The organism is Hymenobacter volaticus (assembly GCF_022921055.1).
GTDB lineage: Bacteria > Bacteroidota > Bacteroidia > Cytophagales > Hymenobacteraceae > Hymenobacter > Hymenobacter volaticus.
Genome location: NZ_CP095061.1, coordinates 597,501 through 614,760 on the forward strand (window position 1 = coordinate 597,501; position 17,260 = coordinate 614,760).

The 17,260-nt window shown below is 51.2% G+C and carries 13 protein-coding genes and 2 rRNA genes (1 of these 15 running past the window's edge); 9 read left to right on the top strand and 6 right to left on the bottom strand.

Annotation, left to right across the window (positions count from 1 at the left end):
• Together MUN86_RS02615 and rrf are read left to right on the top strand one after the other, a co-directional pair.
• Window positions 1-606 (top strand): 23S ribosomal RNA (locus tag MUN86_RS02615); it begins 2,305 nt to the left of the window's first position.
• Window positions 607-705: 99 nt separating this feature from the next.
• A 5S ribosomal RNA gene (gene rrf / locus MUN86_RS02620) occupies window positions 706-817 on the top strand.
• Window positions 818-947: 130 nt separating this feature from the next.
• On the opposite strand, the gene MUN86_RS02625 is transcribed toward rrf, so the two are convergent.
• The 6 genes from MUN86_RS02625 to MUN86_RS02650 all read right to left on the bottom strand — a co-directional run bounded on the left by MUN86_RS02625 (window position 948) and on the right by MUN86_RS02650 (window position 8,984).
• Entirely contained in the window at window positions 948-2,234 is a 1,287-nt protein-coding gene (locus tag MUN86_RS02625; protein WP_245121367.1) for a M16 family metallopeptidase, read from the bottom strand.
• 9 nt (window positions 2,235-2,243) lie between these two features.
• Complete coding sequence (gene porV, locus MUN86_RS02630) at window positions 2,244-3,458, bottom strand: type IX secretion system outer membrane channel protein PorV (RefSeq protein WP_245121370.1); 1,215 nt, start codon at window positions 3,456-3,458, stop codon at window positions 2,244-2,246.
• 44 nt (window positions 3,459-3,502) lie between these two features.
• A complete protein-coding gene (locus tag MUN86_RS02635; protein WP_245121373.1) occupies window positions 3,503-4,156 on the bottom strand; it encodes a T9SS type A sorting domain-containing protein in 654 nt (217 codons plus the stop codon).
• Complete coding sequence (gene porU / locus MUN86_RS02640) at window positions 4,099-7,419, bottom strand: type IX secretion system sortase PorU (RefSeq protein ID WP_245121376.1); 3,321 nt, start codon at window positions 7,417-7,419, stop codon at window positions 4,099-4,101. Before porU ends, MUN86_RS02635 begins: the two co-directional genes overlap by 58 nt.
• Window positions 7,420-7,557: 138 nt before the next feature.
• Entirely contained in the window at window positions 7,558-8,247 is a 690-nt protein-coding gene (locus MUN86_RS02645; RefSeq protein WP_245121380.1) for a CDP-alcohol phosphatidyltransferase family protein, read from the bottom strand.
• Between the two features lie 101 nt (window positions 8,248-8,348).
• Window positions 8,349-8,984 (bottom strand): MBL fold metallo-hydrolase, encoded by a 636-nt coding sequence (locus tag MUN86_RS02650; protein ID WP_245121383.1) that lies wholly within the window; start codon window positions 8,982-8,984, stop codon window positions 8,349-8,351.
• Window positions 8,985-9,237: 253 nt separating this feature from the next.
• On the opposite strand from MUN86_RS02650, the gene MUN86_RS02655 reads away from it, so the two are divergent.
• From MUN86_RS02655 to MUN86_RS02685, 7 genes are all read left to right on the top strand, one after another.
• Window positions 9,238-10,335 (top strand): NAD(P)/FAD-dependent oxidoreductase, encoded by a 1,098-nt coding sequence (locus tag MUN86_RS02655; RefSeq protein WP_245121385.1) that lies wholly within the window; start codon window positions 9,238-9,240, stop codon window positions 10,333-10,335.
• Window positions 10,336-10,393: 58 nt separating this feature from the next.
• The gene (locus MUN86_RS02660; protein ID WP_245121388.1) at window positions 10,394-13,708 is read left to right on the top strand and encodes a hypothetical protein; all 3,315 of its coding nucleotides are present in this window, start codon (window positions 10,394-10,396) and stop codon (window positions 13,706-13,708) included.
• 222 nt (window positions 13,709-13,930) lie between these two features.
• Complete coding sequence (locus MUN86_RS02665; protein ID WP_245125576.1) at window positions 13,931-14,572, top strand: heme exporter protein CcmB; 642 nt, start codon at window positions 13,931-13,933, stop codon at window positions 14,570-14,572.
• A gap of 154 nt (window positions 14,573-14,726) precedes the next feature.
• Window positions 14,727-15,395, top strand: a complete 669-nt coding sequence (locus MUN86_RS02670) for a cytochrome c biogenesis protein (protein WP_245121390.1) — start codon at window positions 14,727-14,729, stop codon at window positions 15,393-15,395.
• Window positions 15,376-15,642, top strand: a complete 267-nt coding sequence (locus MUN86_RS02675; RefSeq protein WP_245121393.1) for a CcmD family protein — start codon at window positions 15,376-15,378, stop codon at window positions 15,640-15,642. The genes MUN86_RS02670 and MUN86_RS02675 overlap by 20 nt, the downstream gene beginning before the upstream one ends.
• A 143-nt stretch (window positions 15,643-15,785) precedes the next feature.
• Window positions 15,786-16,214 (top strand): cytochrome c maturation protein CcmE domain-containing protein, encoded by a 429-nt coding sequence (locus MUN86_RS02680; RefSeq protein WP_245121396.1) that lies wholly within the window; start codon window positions 15,786-15,788, stop codon window positions 16,212-16,214.
• Between the two features lie 11 nt (window positions 16,215-16,225).
• Window positions 16,226-17,224 carry a hypothetical protein gene (locus MUN86_RS02685; protein ID WP_245121399.1) on the top strand — a complete coding sequence of 333 codons (999 nt, stop codon included), beginning with the start codon at window positions 16,226-16,228 and terminating at the stop codon, window positions 17,222-17,224.
• Window positions 17,225-17,260: the final 36 nt, after the last annotated feature.

The window sequence follows — 17,260 nt, forward strand, 5'->3', positions numbered from 1 at the left end:
CAAAGGTCCGCTCAGTCCGCTTGGTAACCGGACGTAGAGCGCAATAGCAGAAGCGGGCTTGACTGTGAGGCCCACAAGCCGAGCAGGGTCGAAAGACGGATATAGTGATCCGGTGGTTCCGCATGGAAGGGCCATCGCTCAAAGGATAAAAGGTACGCCGGGGATAACAGGCTGATCTCCCCCAAGAGCTCATATCGACGGGGAGGTTTGGCACCTCGATGTCGGCTCGTCACGTCCTGGGGCTGGAGAAGGTCCCAAGGGTTCGGCTGTTCGCCGATTAAAGTGGCACGCGAGCTGGGTTCAGAACGTCGTGAGACAGTTCGGTCCCTATCTGTGGTGGGCGTTGGAGATTTGACAGGACCTGACTTTAGTACGAGAGGACCGAGTTGGACGAGCCGCTCGTGTACCGGTTGTGGCGCCAGCTGCAGCGCCGGGTAGCGACGCTCGGATGAGATAAGCGCTGAAAGCATCTAAGTGCGAAACTCACCTGAAGATGAGATCTCCGATATAGGAAGAGTCGTGGGAGATGACCACGTGGATAGGCGGGAAGTGTAGAGGCCGGAATGCCACAGCTGACCCGTACTAATGACTCGAACGCTTCTAGCAGTACAGACTCCTTACATGGGGTACTTTTTTTCTCTCTTGTCCTTGTGTCAATGATATAGGCCGGTTGTCGAGTTTCGTAAGGGACGACCGGTTGCCAGTAATGGTGGCTTTAGCCCGGGTGTTCACCTCTTCCCATTCCGAACAGAGTCGTTAAGCCCCGGAGCGCCTATGGTACTGCCTTCATCGGTGGGAGAGTCGGTCGCCGCCAACCTTACTTAGTAGAGTGCTTGTCCGCCCCTCCGGCCCGTGCCGTCGAGGGGCGGTTTGCGTTTAAGCTAGATTAGCAAAACTAAAAACGTCCTAAAAAAGAGCTGGTTCTTCAGGGCCAGCTCTTTTTAGTTTTAGGCTTGTGCCTTAGGACCAACTATTACTTCTACCATTGACTCGGGAGTCAGATACTGTTGTGCGAGTTCTAACAATTGTTTGGAGTCAACGCAGTTAACTTCATGTATGAAGTTGGAGTAGTAATCTTCTGGTAAATTCAAAAACACAATAGTCTTGTACTTATCGCACTGTTCAAAAACAGTGCTCAGTTCATTAGCGAACTTACCCGTTACATAGTTTTTGACGGTTTGTAACTCATCTTGAGGGATGAGTTCAGTTTGTAGCCGGCGAAGCTCATACTTAATCTCACCCACTGCCGCATAAGCACTTTCACCGTTTACATCGGTACCGATAGTGAGCGAACAAGCATGCTCACGAGGGCCTATTGTTGAATAAATGCCATAAGTGAAGCCCTTGTCTTCTCTGATGTTCTTCATCAAGCGAGAGCCAAAATACCCACCTAGCACCTTAATGAGCACTTGAAGCTTATGAGTATCGGGGTGAGTAAGAGAAGGCCAGAGTCGGCCTATACGCAACGAAGCTTGAAGGCTATCAGAAATAATTTTATGTTCATGCGAAGCCGCTTCAGAAAACTTGAAATTAGGAACTAGGATGGGCGAAGCGTATGAGCTACTCAGCTGGCCTAAACTGTCTTTAATTCTTTGCTCATCAGCTTGGCTGACATCTCCACACAGGAAAATTTCGGCTTCAGAAAAATTATAAGCTGATTGATAGTAGTCTTGAACGGCTGCTTGAGTGATTGTAACGAAAACTGACTCGTCGAAGGTGTTTCCGTATGGATAACTAGGTCCATACAAGTTGCGCGAAAAAAGCTCAGCCGCTAGATAGCTATTCTTTTGACGCTCAACCCGTATATTTTGTACGGTTCTAGTCTTGAGTAGCTCTAACTCTGGCAATGGAAATGTGGCTTCTGTTAACACGTCTTGAACGAGTGGTAAAAGCTGTTCAAGGTGGCGTGTAAGGCAGTAAAGAGTTAAAGTAGCCCGGTCAAAACCTTGCTCACAATCGAGGGAGGCACCATAAAAGGCAAGCTCATCAGCAATCTGACGAGCGGTACGAGTGCGGGTGCCTTCAAGCAGCATCCGAGCGGTGAGTAACGATAAACCAGAAACTGGTTCATACCATTTACCTGCTTTGAATACTACTTGTAGGCGCACTACAGGCTGCGCATCATTATGCATGATATGCAGGCGGGCTCCATTAGGGAGCGAAAACACGTCAGCCGCGGGCAGCGTTACACTGGCCAGCGGCTGAACGGGAGGAGCGACTTGTCGGTCGAGCATTAGGAGGTATTAGTTTGTAGGAGTCTCAGTACCCGTGCCGAACGCCTGGTCTGAATTGTTGAAGTTGAAGTGGAGAGAAACCCGAATAGTCTGTGCTAGAGGATTGTTTTTAGAGTTAGGAACTAAGTATGCTCCATCAACTCCAAATACTTGATACCGAACACCTAAACCAAAGCTGAGGTAGTTACGGTCGCCTTTCACTGGGTTCTCGTAGAAGTAACCTACGCGAGCCATAAGCAGATCGTTGTAGACATACTCTACACCAGTTGAAATATTGATTTCGCGTAGCTCTTCGCGAAATCCACCAGGGGCATCACTAAAGGAGCCAAACACACCAGCAACTGGCCCTTTAGCACGACGTTTATCATTCTCAGCTTGGACACGTTCTCTTCTGGCCTCAATCTCAGCAGGAGTAGTAGGCTCAGGTCCTTCTTCATAAAAAGGAGTGGGAACCAAGAGCTTTGCAAAGTCAGCAGTGAGCGTAATTTTGTTGTAAGCATCCAACTCCCGAGTTATTGCTCCGCCTACTTTGAGTGTGGTGGGTAAGAAGTCTGCTTGCCGTGGGTTGGAATAGGTGATCTTGTTGCCTACATTGGTTATGGCAGCTCCAAGACCGAGGTTATAGTCTGAGGGACCAATAGATAAGTCTTTGTTGTAATAGATGCCTAAGTCAACTGCAGCAGCATTACCAGGCTTGGAATCAGTACCCACTTGTGTAAGGTTGGAGCGGATGTAGCGTGCAGCTACTCCAACGCCTAAGTTCTCAGAGAGCTTCTGGCCGTAAGCTACTGTAAAGGCATATTCTTTAGGGTTGCCGAAGCCTTGGGGCTGGTTCTGTGGGTCGCGAAACTCAATTTCACCTAAGTCAAAATACATGAGCGAAGCTGAAATAGCAGAGCGCTCATTGACTTTAGCGTAGCCTGATAAGAAAGCCAAACCCATGTCATCGGTAATGGTACCTAGCCACGGAGTATAGGAAGTGGAAACACTGTACTTGTTGGGAGAGAAACCAAGCTTACCTGCATTATAGTAAGCCGAATTAGCATCAGGCGAAATAGCGACTCCTGCTTCGCCTAGCGCGGCTGAACGAGAGTCAGGACTGACCGAGAGAATAGGAACGGCAGTAGTAATGGTATTAGGAGAGGATTGAGCAACTCCAAGTAATGGAAAACCTAATAATCCGGTGAAGAGCGTAGAACGCACGGACAGCTTCGAAAAGGTCATAAAGACAAAAAAAGATGATGTAGTAAGCGAAGAAGCGTATTGAACTAGTTTAAAATTACCAGTTTTTCAAACTTGGAGGTTGTCGACTGATCTTTGTTGGAACGTACGCTCACCCGGTAAACGTACACACCACGTGCTAATTGGTCGTTAAAGTCATCGCGGCCATTCCAGGAAAGGGTGTTGTCGTTTAGGCTTTGCGGCACGTGGGATCCGCTGCTAGGAATAGTAGCTTGAAGCGTACGAACTAAGCGCCCTGAAACAGTGAAAATTTGCACTTGCACATCCAAATCTTCGCCTTGACGGTTATGGTCGAAATGGAATGTGGTACGGCCTGCAAATGGATTAGGATAGTTTAGGACGTGACTAAGAGCGAGTTTATCGGTTTGAGCAGCAATAAATTCTATGTCCTTAATAGAAGAGTTGTTGAACGTATCCCAGGCCTTAACATGGAGCACGTGGGGACCCGTACTCAAATCCTTAAACTGGTACTGAACATTACCGGCCTGAAAGCTATCGACACTGGCCGTATAGAAATCATTAAGGACTGTAAGGCGAGCTGGATCGTTGTCGAGAGTAGCAGTGATTTCATGGCCGATTCCAGAGCCTGCCGTATTAATGCCGCTTTCATCAAAAAGACGAGCTAGCAGGGTCGTGTTTGTAGCTGTAATTCCACCATACACAAAAGACGTGTTGTCCATGTGTAAAGTGATTCTTGGGGAATAGTGTCCTGATTGACGGATGAGGACGCGCCTCCTATAGGCACGGCACGATAGCCATGAGCATCCGTGATCCGGACGGTGTCTTTCGCGTAAAGACTAACCTTGCCTAGTCCAGCGTTATAGTTGATGTCACGAGGAACTACAAATTGCAGTGAAAAGCGGCCTGCTTTCACTGTAGCTTGGCCAGAGTAGATGATATTCTCTTGGATTTGGATGGGCTGTAGCTCACTACTATTGGGTTTCTTGTACTCTTCCAGTGTGATATCAATAGGCTTCTCATAAACGACTATCTGAGCAGTACCAGAGAAGTCTGTATCGACAGCCGCGGAAGTGGAACTGCCGTTACGTACCGAACCTGAAAGTCGTATGGTTGATAATGCTTTCAGTGTGTCTGCGGAAGTAGCAGTTACCGGCTGACCATTAACCGCATCTAAGGTCATCGCTAATTTAGGCCTAGCTAGTCTAGAGGATGGATCACCTAATAAGACATAATTGCGGCTTAATACGTCACCGGCTACATTGTTTTTGGCATAAACAACCGCTTGACCTATACGCGTAACAGCCCCACTTCTTACAGACAGTATGGAATCAAGGAAAAAACTGGGCTGTGATTTATCGGCAAATACTAATCGAGTGGTAGTATAAAGGCCAATAGCTCCTCCATCTGTGTCCGTAAGGGCTTGCTCCCCTGCTGAATCCCTCAGAGGATCATCGTAATAGCTAAAGTCACAGGTGCCAGTAACCATGAAGGTCAGCTTGTTCTTGTTGAGCAAGCGCAATACAGAGGCATTTGTCAAAATGCGCTCATCGGCTAAACTAGTAGGACCACCGTGTCCGTTATAATTGATAATAAGTGACCCTTTTTCAAATGAATTATCAATAGCTAACTCGGCATCTGGCGACCTCTCCCCGGATGCTCCATTAATCTGTTGATACATAGCTAAGTATATTTTGCGAATATTAAACGCCTGCAGTTTGGCATTGGCCTCTTGCAATAATACTTCAGCTTGACGTATGTGGCTTCCGTCATCTCCATCGTCGGTAACAAAAGTGACATTATTGCGCCAGTTACCTAGAGGAGCGGCCTTGCTATCGTAATCAATCAGCTTTTGGACCACTCTGCTGGCTTGTGCAGTAACTGATTGACCGCGTGGAATGCGTACGGGCAAGCGGCCCACGCTGATATCCATCAATTCGATTCGACCTCCATTTTCAGCCCATTCACCTTCGTTTTCATCAAGCAAAGCATAATAATCATCAGAGCAGAAGGTTTGGGGCCCCAACTGATTATCGCGCCCTCTAATTGGAGAAAAGGATTCACGTGATTCGTAAGTAGGCACAAAGTTCTGGGCACTGATACCAGGAGACTTGTAGTCGTAGGAAGCATCACCAAAAAGCAGCAAATACTGTTGCTTGTTAGGTGAACTACGCCGGTCGTACACCATCTTCATCATGTCACGAATGGCGCTGATGTCTTGCCCCCCCGACCCAAATTCATTGTACACCTGGGTGGTAGTTGCTACTTCCACTTTTAGATTATCATGAGCGCGACGATGGGCTGCTAACCGTTCAGCTTCCTGCAAGAAGAGAGGATGCGTAACGATAACTAAGTCGACGTTGGAATTGAGACTGGCGTGCAGATTCTGATTGGCTACACGCCCAAAAGTGGTTGGTTTGTCGAAAGTGCCGGTAGGGGTAAAGGCCACAAATTCGCGAAGAGAATCGGTGGGAGCTATAAAGGAGCCAGTGGCGGTTATTGTATATGACTTGGCCCGACGAGGATTAGTAACATCCCATACAAGAGCACCCGTGCTGTTTGCAATGTTGAACTGACTGATTCGGCCAGCCTGTAGATTGGCGAAAGAGCGAAATTCTATTGCCGATCCACTAAGCTGAAGTGGCTTTATGGCATTTACTTCCAGATAATCAAGGTAGCCTGTATCGGCTGCGTCAGAACCTGTGTACGTCAGTCCTATTCGCAAGGGGGTTGAAGACGCAGAGGCCATAGCAGAAAAATTATTTATGCTAGTATTGGCATATTCTGGATAATCACGACGATAAGATGGAACCCCCGATAAAGGCACAGTGCCAAGTTGGTTGTTATTGAGCGTGAGCTGGAATGCCTGACCGTTCAGTGAACTGCCCGCTAGAGAGGCTGTTACCTGTACGGTGCTACCAGGTACCAAATCAGTGATTTTGCTGAACGAGAAGGTTTGGGAGGTGCCGTTCAGTAAACCGTCACCTAGCCATTGCCGGCCCGACTTAGCTAGGTTTACTTTTTCCTTCTCGTAAAACTCGCGCTCTGTGTATTGCGAAATAGCAGGAGCATTAGCAGCACCTACGGCGGGAGCAGCCTGCACCCGGCGGCCGGTGCGCGGTGGAGCCGCTACAGTTACAAAGTAATAGGCTGTGTCAGAATAGATATTTTGGATATGCCGAAAGCGCTGAGTATTGGGTTCTCGTTCCCAGGTATGCGGCCCGCGGGCATAAAAAAGGAAGTACTCGTTGTTCTCTAGTGTAGTATTTGTGTTACCAGAGAAATACACCGCATTTTCTACCAAGTCATCGGGGCGTGGGGTGCTAATTGGCTGGGGGAGCAGGCCGGTGGCATTACCATACACTTGAAGACGGCTAGGATCGACGCTAGTGAGGTCGTTGCCAAAAAGAGTGCGTAGGAAATCGTAGTCCAGCTTGAAGATGCCGCTTTTGGGTACACCGATTTTGTACCAGTTGCCAGAAGCAAGAACTGAGGTAGTAGCGTGAGTAATTTGCTGAACGCGGCGGGCAGTAGGGGTACCAGGAAGGTAACTGTACTCGGCCGTAACCAATTTTTCGTACTGCCCACTTTGCGCACTGCGACGCACGGCAGGTATTGTTACGATACTAACCGTTTGGCCTTGTTGGGTACCTTCAGCCACGGTCAGAGTAGTAACTAGAGGCAGCGAAGCGAATTTGAAAATCGCAATATCGGCGGCAGAGAAAGGCTCGTAAACCGCATTGCGTAATTCTCCTTCAGAGACGGGTCCGGGTACATTCAGAATGTAATGGCTAAACAACGAGCCAGTGCGATATTGAGCACCCGAAAATGAGGGCACTTTCCGCAACCTGTAATCAGAGCCTGGTACTTCGTCGTACCCTTGCCAGCGTAGCCGAACAACTGCCGACCGACGGCCATCTTGGGCTTGTGCTGAAAACCCTAGGAGCAGGCAGCAACTAATTACCAAAAGAGTAAAGTAGCGCATAAGGGTATGTTCGATAAGCAGTTGTGATGGAGTGGCTAACAAATAGGCTCTAAACAAGCTCGACCTTATGAGGGTTCATCGGTAATTGTTTAGTTTAACTCGTTAGCTATTTAAATATTGTAATGAAGCCCACAAATATCAACCGACTGAGGGCCGTAGCATAGACAGCACCACGTAGAGCAATACGACCAGCGGAATAGCAGTTGCTTGCATGCCCAAAAGCAAGGCCACGGCCAGGAGCAGAAACACGAACTGCACCCCGTTGTCCTGCCAACTCAGGTTTTTGAATTTGAGAGCAAAAAGCGGGATTTCGGACACCAGCAACCCAGACAACAGCAACGTTAGCCCAATCAGCACCCAAGGATTCAGGATAAAGCTGCTGATGTGGAACGAGTCGTGAGCCAGAATAAGGGGGAGGGAGGCTACTACCAGGGTACAGGCCGGCGTGGGGAGACCAATGAAGGAAGTAGTTTGCCGAGTATCGTTGTTGAACTTGGCAAGCCGTAATGCAGAAAACACCGTAACGATAAAGCCCGCGTAGGGCAGCCAAGATGGGGTGCCAGCGCCGGCCTGCCTCAACAAATCAAATAGAAAAGCTCCTGGCACTACACCAAACGAAACCATATCAGCCAACGAATCTAGGTCCTTGCCAATAGGGGAAGAAGCATGTAGGGCGCGAGCTAACAGACCATCGGCAAAATCGAAGGCGGCGGCCAACCCCACGAAGTAAGCAGCCGTTTCGAGGTTGCCAGCAAAGATTTGCGTTAGCGCCAAGCAGCCCGCAAATAAATTGAGGCAAGTAATAGCGTTAGGAATATGGTTTTTCAAGGGGCTAAGAATATTGGGCCTTGGAGTGCTACTGACGCAGTTGGCGTGTATAAGCAAGAGGAAATGGGACCGCAGCCAAACCTCTAACTGTAATCTAATTGCTAGTTTAAGAAGGGGTTTGTCTGGCGCTCGGTACCGATGGTGGTGGCCGGGCCATGACCAGGATACACAGTCACGTCGTCGGGTAGGGTGAGGAGATGGGTTTCGATGCTGCGAATGAGCGTGTTATAGTCGCCGCCGGGCAGGTCGGTGCGGCCGACGCTGCCTTTGAACAGAACGTCGCCCCCAATAACGGTTGAGGTAGGAGCATGATAGAATACGACATGGCCCGGCGCGTGACCTGGGGCGAAGCGTACCTCTAAGGTGGTATCACCGAACTGAACCGGTGCATCGGTTGTCAGGAAACCGGTGGGCTCGGCTGGTGAGTATGCCGGAAATCCATAGCTCGACGCATAGCTCGACACAGCGCGCAACGTAGCCAAGTCGGCTTCGTGGATCAGGAAAGGAACTTTATAAGTATCGAGTATGAACTGGTTGCCGAGCACATGGTCGATGTGGCAGTGCGTGTTCAGCAGCAGTACGACGTTCAGGTTTTGCGCTTCTATAAAATGACGCAGAGCTTGTTGCTCGGCGCGGTCATAACAGCCCGGGTCTACGATAGCACACTGGCCAGTAGCATCGTGCAGCAGGTACGTGTTTTCAGAGAAGGCATTAAAAGTGAACCCAGAAACGGTCATGAAGAAAAGAAAAAAAGCAAGCCAAGTTGGAACCGGCTGGTAAGTTACGAGTCTTATCAGTAGAACAGATTCGCAATTGCAGATCAGCTGCGCCGTCGCCAGTCAGAACCACTTCTGAACGTAGCTTCGCAGTGAAACAATATAGTAGTTTGCTATACTTTTCGAGAGCCAATCAACCTGAACAGTACCTTGCTGGTCTACCACTCGAAAGTAACCAGAACTTTCCTTTTACGCTTGTGCTTATATCACCTCAATGAAGGAATACGATTACCTGATTCTTGGCCACGGCATTGCAGGAGCTACGCTGGCATGGGAACTGCGTCGGCGAGGCCGCACCGTGTTGGTGCTGGATGCCAACCAGCCCAATTCGGCTTCGAAAGTGGCCGCAGGACTAATAAATCCGGTGGCCGGTAAGCGGTTTGCGCTGGCTTGGCGAGCCGACGAACTGCTGCCTGCTGCTAGTGCATTTTATCGGGAGTTAGAGCAGCATTTTGATCAGCAGTTTTTCTATGAGCTGCCTATCTGGAAGCTGTTTTCGTCGGTGGCGGAGCAGAACACGATGGTGGCTCGCAGCGCCGACCAACCCTGGCAGGATTTCGTGGAAGACGCTGGTGCCCCTTTGCCCCCAACCATTGGTGTACGAGACGAATTTGGTGGCCTTTGTATTCGGCGCGGAGGGTACGTGCAACTAAACGACATGTTGGCTACTCTTACCCGCGAACAGCTGGCAAACGGCGGGCTTGAATATGAAACTTTCGATTGGGAGCAACTCGTTACTGGCCCAACCGGTATTACGTATGCGGGTCGCGTGCGCGCACGACATTTAGTTTGTTGTGAAGGTGCTGCGGCTATTGAAAATCCGTACTTTCAGTGGCTGCCCCTTACCCCCAACCAGGGCGAGGTGCTTGATGTAGAATGCCAGGGCCTTTCGCAGGAACAGGTGCTCAACAAAGGAGCTTACGTGGTACCGCTCGGCAACGGGCGGTTCCGGGTAGGCGCCACGTACCGCTGGCCCCCATTTGCGGAAGGCACCACGCCCGAAGCACTTGCGGAGCTAAGTAGCCGGCTAGCTGCCACCACCAATTTGCCGTTCGCAGTGCGGGCACAAAAGGCAGGTGTGCGGCCCGCCGTGCGTGACCGAAAACCACTGCTGGGCCGGCATCCGGAAGTGCCAGAGTTGAGTATATTTAATGGCTTCGGCTCGAAGGGTGTAATGCTGGCTCCGCGGCTGGCCACCTTACTAGCCGACCATCTTGAAAATCCGGCCATTGACTTGTGGCCAGAGGTCAATATTAAGCGTTACCAAACGTTGTATAAGACGGCTTCTCGGGCCGTTCAACTTTCTTCCTGAAGCACAACGGCTCTTCATCCTCCCTGGAGTCGCCTTTTGTTTACCGCAGTCATTGGCTATGAAGCATTTATTCTTTTCGCGGTGGTTCCGAGGGTCGGGCCGCCAACCGGTGGTGGGTGCCACACTCGTATTGCTTGCACTATTAGCCAATGGTCCGGCCTGGGGCCAGTCGGCGCAGGAGGAGTTTGGGCGGGTTCGGATTCAATACAAGAATTTCGAGTGGCAGCAACTTAGCACCCAAAACTTCAACGTGTACTACTACGGCGGTGGCGACGTGAGTGCGCGCCGGGCCGCTGAGTATGCCGAGAAAGAGTTGCAGCGCATCACAGCACTGGTAGGCTACTATCCTTACTCGAAGACGACCATCATGCTCTACAATTCCGTGGGCGACCTACGGCAGAGCAACATTGGCCTTGATGCGGATAAGTACCAGACCGGCGGCGAAACCGATTTGCTGCGCATGAGCAAGGTACAGATTGCTTTTTCTGGTCAGCAAACCCAGTTCAAGCGCGACCTAAGCTTCCAGATTACGCGGGTGCTGCTCAACGACATGATGTACGGCGGCTCACTGAAGGAAGTGATTCAAAGCACGTACCTGTTGCAATTGCCCGATTGGTTTGTGAATGGAGCATCGGCCTATGCAGCCGAGGGCTGGAGCGTGGAAATGGACGACTACATGCGCGACATGACCCAGGAGTATGAGGGTAACCGCGCCGCACCGTTCTTCTTGCGCAATCCGCAGCTAGCCGGGCAAAGTCTCTGGAACTATATTGCCGAGCGCTACGGCTACACCACCATCCAGAACATCCTGAACCTAACGCGCATTACCCGCGACGTAGAAGTAGGGATTAGCTCCTCGCTGAACGTACCCTATAAAGTATTTCAGAAAGATTGGCTGGCGTACTATCGACAGTTAAATGCGCAGCCGCAGACGCCTTATACCGAGGCTGATGAGAAGCTTGCCATTACCAAAAATAACCGCAAGAATGTTCTGTACTCGCAACCAGTGATGAGCCCAAACGGGCAGCAACTAGCGTACGTGAGCAACGACCGAGGCCGTTACCGGGTACTAGTTGTAAACCGTAACGGTTCGGGTCGGCGCACCATTCACCGCAGCGGCTACAAAACACCTGGCCAACAGGTGGAAACTCGGCTTCCCGTGCTTGCTTGGCGCGGCAATAGCCAAGTAGCTGTGGCTGAAATGGCAAAAGGCGAAATGAGCATGCGCCTGCGGCCAGCTAATGGTGGTGCCTCTGGCCTGCTGTCGAGAATAGGAGAGGCTTTACCTTTTATTGGGGACAAGGGCTCTACCATCTTCCAGCCCTATCAGCAGGTAATGGATTTGAGCTATTCTCCTGATGGAAAAGCACTGGTATTTAGTGGTGTGCAAAACGGCCAAGCCGATCTGTACGTGTTGCGAGCCGGAAGCCGCCGTCCTGAGAAGCTAACCAATGACGTATTCGACGATGTGCAGCCGGTATTCATGCCCGACGGCAGCGGCATTGTGTTCAGCTCCAACCGCTGGCTCGATTCGGCTGGTACTGCCAAGGGTAGCTTCGGCGCCGTAGTAAACAACTACGATCTGTTTATGTATCACCTCGACGGGCGCACGCAACCAGTCGAGCAGCTAGTGAGCACTATATCCAATGAAAGTCGGCCGCGGGCTATTTCCAACACCGAAATCGTGTATCTAGGCGAGGAAAGCGGCGTGCGAAGCCTCTACCGTTATTCGTTGACTACGCGTCAGCGCACGGCCGTGAGCAGCTTCCGAGCTAACCTGAAGGACTTCGACTACAACGCCACTTCGGGCACTCTTGGCTTCATAGCGGCCAGCCGTGCCCGCGATTTTGTGTACTTATATCCGCAGTATCCACTGCCCGAAAGCCTGAAGCTCTCGAAAACGGCTCGTCAAGAAACGCTAGAAGACCGTTCGAAGCCAGCAGCCTCGGCAGCTCCGGTGCCAGTACCAACTCCCGAACCTACTGTGCCAGCGCCTACTACAGGGGAGCCAGTTCAGGATTCCGTTCAGTCAGCCCAACAGCCAGCCGCCAACCCGGCTAGCACGGCTAACAAGCCCATCAACACCAGCGACTATCAGTTTGACGAAGATTTGCCAGCCGACCGCGCTAGTTCACGGCGGACGGCACGTACGACAACTGCGGCCGCCGCAGCTCAGTCTGTGGCAGCCCCTGATGCTAGTGCCTTAGCTCCTCAAGGTCCTTATCGTTACGACACACGCTTCAGTATTGACAATGTAGTTTCCTCGTTGGCAGTCGACCCGCTGTTAGGTTTCGGTTTGGTAGGGCAAGCCAACATGTCGGACTTGTTCGAGAATCATCGGATTCGGGCGGGTATTTTTGCTTTGACCGATTTGCGTACCAGCAAAATTTTCGCTGAGTACACCAACCTCGAGCACCGCTACGATTGGAGTATTCGCTACGACAAGCAGGCTTTCTTCTTCGATAATATTGCCGGCTACCCAGGCCGGGTACGGTACGGCCGCCATGAAATTTCGCCAACTATTGCGTATCCCCTCACCAACAGCCTCAGTGTACGGGTTGGGCCTCGCTTCGTGAACGTATCGAGAAATGTGTACGATGTCTTGACGGAAGAGCAAGACGTTAATCGCAACTACCTTGGCTACAACGGCGAGTTGGTGTTCGACAACTCAGTTACGACGGGCGTAAACATGCTGGAAGGCACCCGCATGAAAATGGGCTTTCTGCAACTGAACGCCCTGAACTCGGTGAGAGACTTTGGGAAAATATACATCGACCTGCGTCATTACCAGAAGGTGCATCGGCAGATCATTTGGGCAAACCGCGTCAGCTATGGTCAGTACCTGGGGCACTCACCGCAGACTTTCCGCCTCGGTGGCATGGATAACTGGCTCAACAACGATTTCGAAGGCAGTCAAACCTTGACCAACAATCCGGACCCAGCTGAAATATTCTACCAGCAGTTCGCGACCAACCTGCGGGGCTTCAATTACAGCAAGCGGACCGGACCACGCTATCTGCTCTTTAACACGGAACTGCGGGTGCCCATCATCCAGTACCTCTCACGCAATCCTATTTACTCGGGCTTCTTCCGCAATCTGCAACTCACTGCCTTTACCGACGCGGGCACTGCTTATTCAGGCAACAACCCGTTCAACGAAAATAATTCGTACAACACGGTACCAGTGGTGCCACCAGGCAACCCGTTTTCTGCTACGGTAACCAACTTCCGCAACCCCTTCCTGATTGGGTACGGCTTTGGTATCCGATCTACGCTTTTGGGTTTCTATGGCAAGGCAGACATTGCCTGGGGCCAGGAAGACTACGAGCAAAAAGGTCCGAAACTCTACTTTACGCTTGGATACGACTTCTAAGTAAGGTTGTAGCTGGACAGCAACATCGAAAACCACTCAGTATATCTGAGTGGTTTTTTTATGGAGTTTATGGTGCATTCCATTTCCACCTTATCTGTATAGTAATACGGCACTTGTGCTTAATCAAGCTAAGCCCTGCTAATCCGGGAGTTGGGTTGTATCTTTGCGGTCCTGTTCACCAGCCGTCTTGCCGTGTTGCTCGTTCGTGAGATTTGGTACTTGATGCTCAAAGACTTCCGCTTGGAATGGCGGCAGCGTGCAGCGCTGAACGGCATGCTGCTCTATGTGGGCAGCACAGTGTTTGTGTGTTTTCTGAGCTTCTCACTCAAGGGTGGCACGCCACCAGCACCCGCCTGGAACGCACTGTTCTGGATTATCCTGCTTTTCTCGGCGGTGAATGCCGTAGCCAAAGGTTTTCTGCAAGAAAGTCGGGGCCGCATGCTCTACTACTACACGCTGGTGCCCCCGCAGGCCGTGATTTTAGCGAAAATAGCGTACAACGCGCTGCTGTTGCTTGGCTTGGCACTTGTTGGTCTTGCGCTCTACGTGCTGGTGCTTGGCAACCCGGTGCAGGATACCACGCTTTTTGTGGGCAATGTGGCCCTTGGGGCCCTCGGGTTTGCTTCTACACTCACCTTGGTTTCGGGCATTGCGGCCAAGGCGGCCAACAGCAACACCTTGATGGTCGTGCTTGGCTTCCCGCTGATGATTCCGATGCTGTTGCTTCTTATTAAGGTATCTAAAAACGCGCTGGATGGTCTCGAGTTTGAAGCCAGCCAAAGTGCTCTATTGACGCTGGTAGCTCTGAACCTGATTGTAGTAGCAGTGTCGTATTTGCTGTTTCCTTTTTTGTGGCGGAGCTGATGCAGCAACCTAAATAAGCCGAAAAATGAGCTGCATAATTTCAATAAATCAGCACAAACCTGCCGGATACATTGTTCTTCTTTCACACCATAAGAACCACGAGCTAGGCTTTCTCTCTAGCTCATTTCTTACTTCTACGCTCTAATTATTGGATATGAAAAACTGGTGGAAAGGTCTGGCGGCAGTGTTGCTGCTCTACACAGCGGCAGCAGGATTTCTGATGCCAGTGCCACGGCTGGCTATCCTCAACGAGACCATTCGCAACTTGTACTTCCACGTCCCGATGTGGTTCGGTATGACGTTTATACTGATAGCGTCGGTGTATTATTCAATCCGCTATTTGCGCACGCCCACCCCACAGCTAGATATTCTCTCGCATGAAGCGGCCAAAACGGGTATTCTGATGGGCTGCGTGGGATTGGCTACAGGTAGTATCTGGGCCAAGTATACTTGGGGTACTTGGTGGACCAATGACCCCAAACTCAACGGCGCGGCCATTGCCATGCTCATCTATGGCGCGTATCTGGTGCTCCGCTCGTCTTTCACCGATGAGCAACAGCGGGCCCGGATTTCAGCCATCTACAACATCTTCGCTTTTGCTACGGCTATGCCGTTGTTCTATATCTTGCCCCGCCTCACTGACTCGTTGCACCCGGGCGCGGGCGGCAACCCTGCTTTTGCCAAATACGACCTCGACGATAACATGCGCCTGGTATTCTACCCGGCTGTTATCGGCTGGACACTGTTGGCTTTCTGGCTGGCACAAGTAGCTAGCCGCATTGCTGCACTTAAACTTAAAGTATATGAAAAACAGCTTGCTTAACGGGGCGCTTGGAATTATAAGCAGCCCCCGACGGTTGGCCTTGCTGCTCTTGACCTGGCTGCTGCCGGTACTACAAGTTGCTGCTCAAACTGCCTCCGATACGCCCGAAATGGCAGATGCGCTGCGCGGTAGCGGCAAAATCTACGTGGTAGTGGCCGTCGTGACGGTGGTGCTAGCTGGTTTGCTGGCATTGCTGGTTTCGCTCGACCGAAAAGTGAGCCGGCTAGAGCGAGAATTAAAGGAATAACTGAGTGCCAGAGGGATACGGAAGATTTTGAACATTTCCGTTTTATTCTTCTGGAGCTAAAGTATATTCATAGGGACTTTTCTGCTGTTTTATTTGTTACAACATACCCGGCTCAGGCTGAGCCGTTTGGTTCTTCACAAAACATGAAAAAAGCACACATTCTGGCTATTGCCGTCATTGCTGTAGCCATTGGCATCATCATGAGCGCTGCCGGAGACGCCAGCGTCTATGTGTCGTTCAAGGAAGCTCGTGAGCGGGCAACCGAAGGCAACATGACCAAGGTGCACGTGGTAGGCCGCCTGCCGCGCGACAACCAGAAGAACATTGTAGGGCTGGAATATAACCCGGTTCTCGACCCCAATTACTTTGCTTTTACGCTGGTTGACACCAACCGGGTTGCGCAGCGCTGCATCTATTTCAACCCCAAGCCCCAAGACTTCGACAAGTCGGAGCAGGTGGTGATTACTGGGGCTATGCGCAACGACATCTTCGTGGCCGACAAAATTCTGCTGAAGTGCCCGTCTAAGTACGTGGAGAAAGATATCAAAGGCGCTACGGCGGCCGTCAATTAAAGAAAGAAGATATGAAGCACAAGCAACTGACATACGGGCTTGCTGAAGCGCATTTGCGTTTTTGGCTGCGCGTAGTTATTGTTCAGTTGCTTGTAGTTCACACTTCTTTGCTCGCCACTGCGCAGGTTGCCAACGACAACATTGAGCACCGGCAGGTGTTGCGGCTAGATCAACCCATCAAGTCCAACACCACCAACTGCACCGTGCAGTGGAGTGCTGTGGACGAGAAGCTAACCGGTAAGTGCATCGAGTACCACAACGACCAGTGGTTTGAGTTTACGCCGCGGGTTCCAGGCCGGTACTACGTGAACATTAGCGGGCAGCAGTGCCGCGATACGCGCGGGGTGCAGCTAGTGGTGCTGACGGGCACACCAGGGCAGCCGGAAACGTACAACATACTTTCCTGCACGTCGCTAGGCAGCCAAGACGATGTTTTTGTGACCTTGGATGGGTTGCGTGCCGGGCAGCCATATTTACTTGACGTAGATGGCTACCTCAAAGACTTCTGCGAGTTTAGCTTGGCCGTAAGCAGCAAACCGAAGGGACTACCTGCCGTGGCAGCCCCACTGCTCTCCACAGTGACGCCTTCCACCAACAAGCTGTTTACCTTGCACTGGAATCTATCGGATAGTCTGGGTCCCGTTCAGCAGTTTCGGGTGCTGCGGCGGGAAGCAGGCGAGTTTCGGGCCACTTCGCAGGCTACCATAGAAGTGAGTCGTACTACATACGGCAGCGCCGGCACCGACTACAGTTGGACCGACACACTCACTGCCCCCGGACGCTACCTCTACCAAGTGGTAGCTGAAACTTCTGAAAGTGCGGCGCCAGTTTTGGTGCAGCAGCAATGGTATGCGTTCAGCCAGATCATGCCGGAGCCCGGTTACTTTTCTGGGGCTTCAGTTCAAGCGGCACAGCGCGCCGCGAAAGCACAACAAAGCTGGGAACGGCGTAGTCATAGGGCCCGCATGAAACGGCTAGCTGGGGTAAAGCGCCGGCAACCTAAATCCTAAAACAAGTTCTGGTTGACCGGTTATACCCTAGCAGGT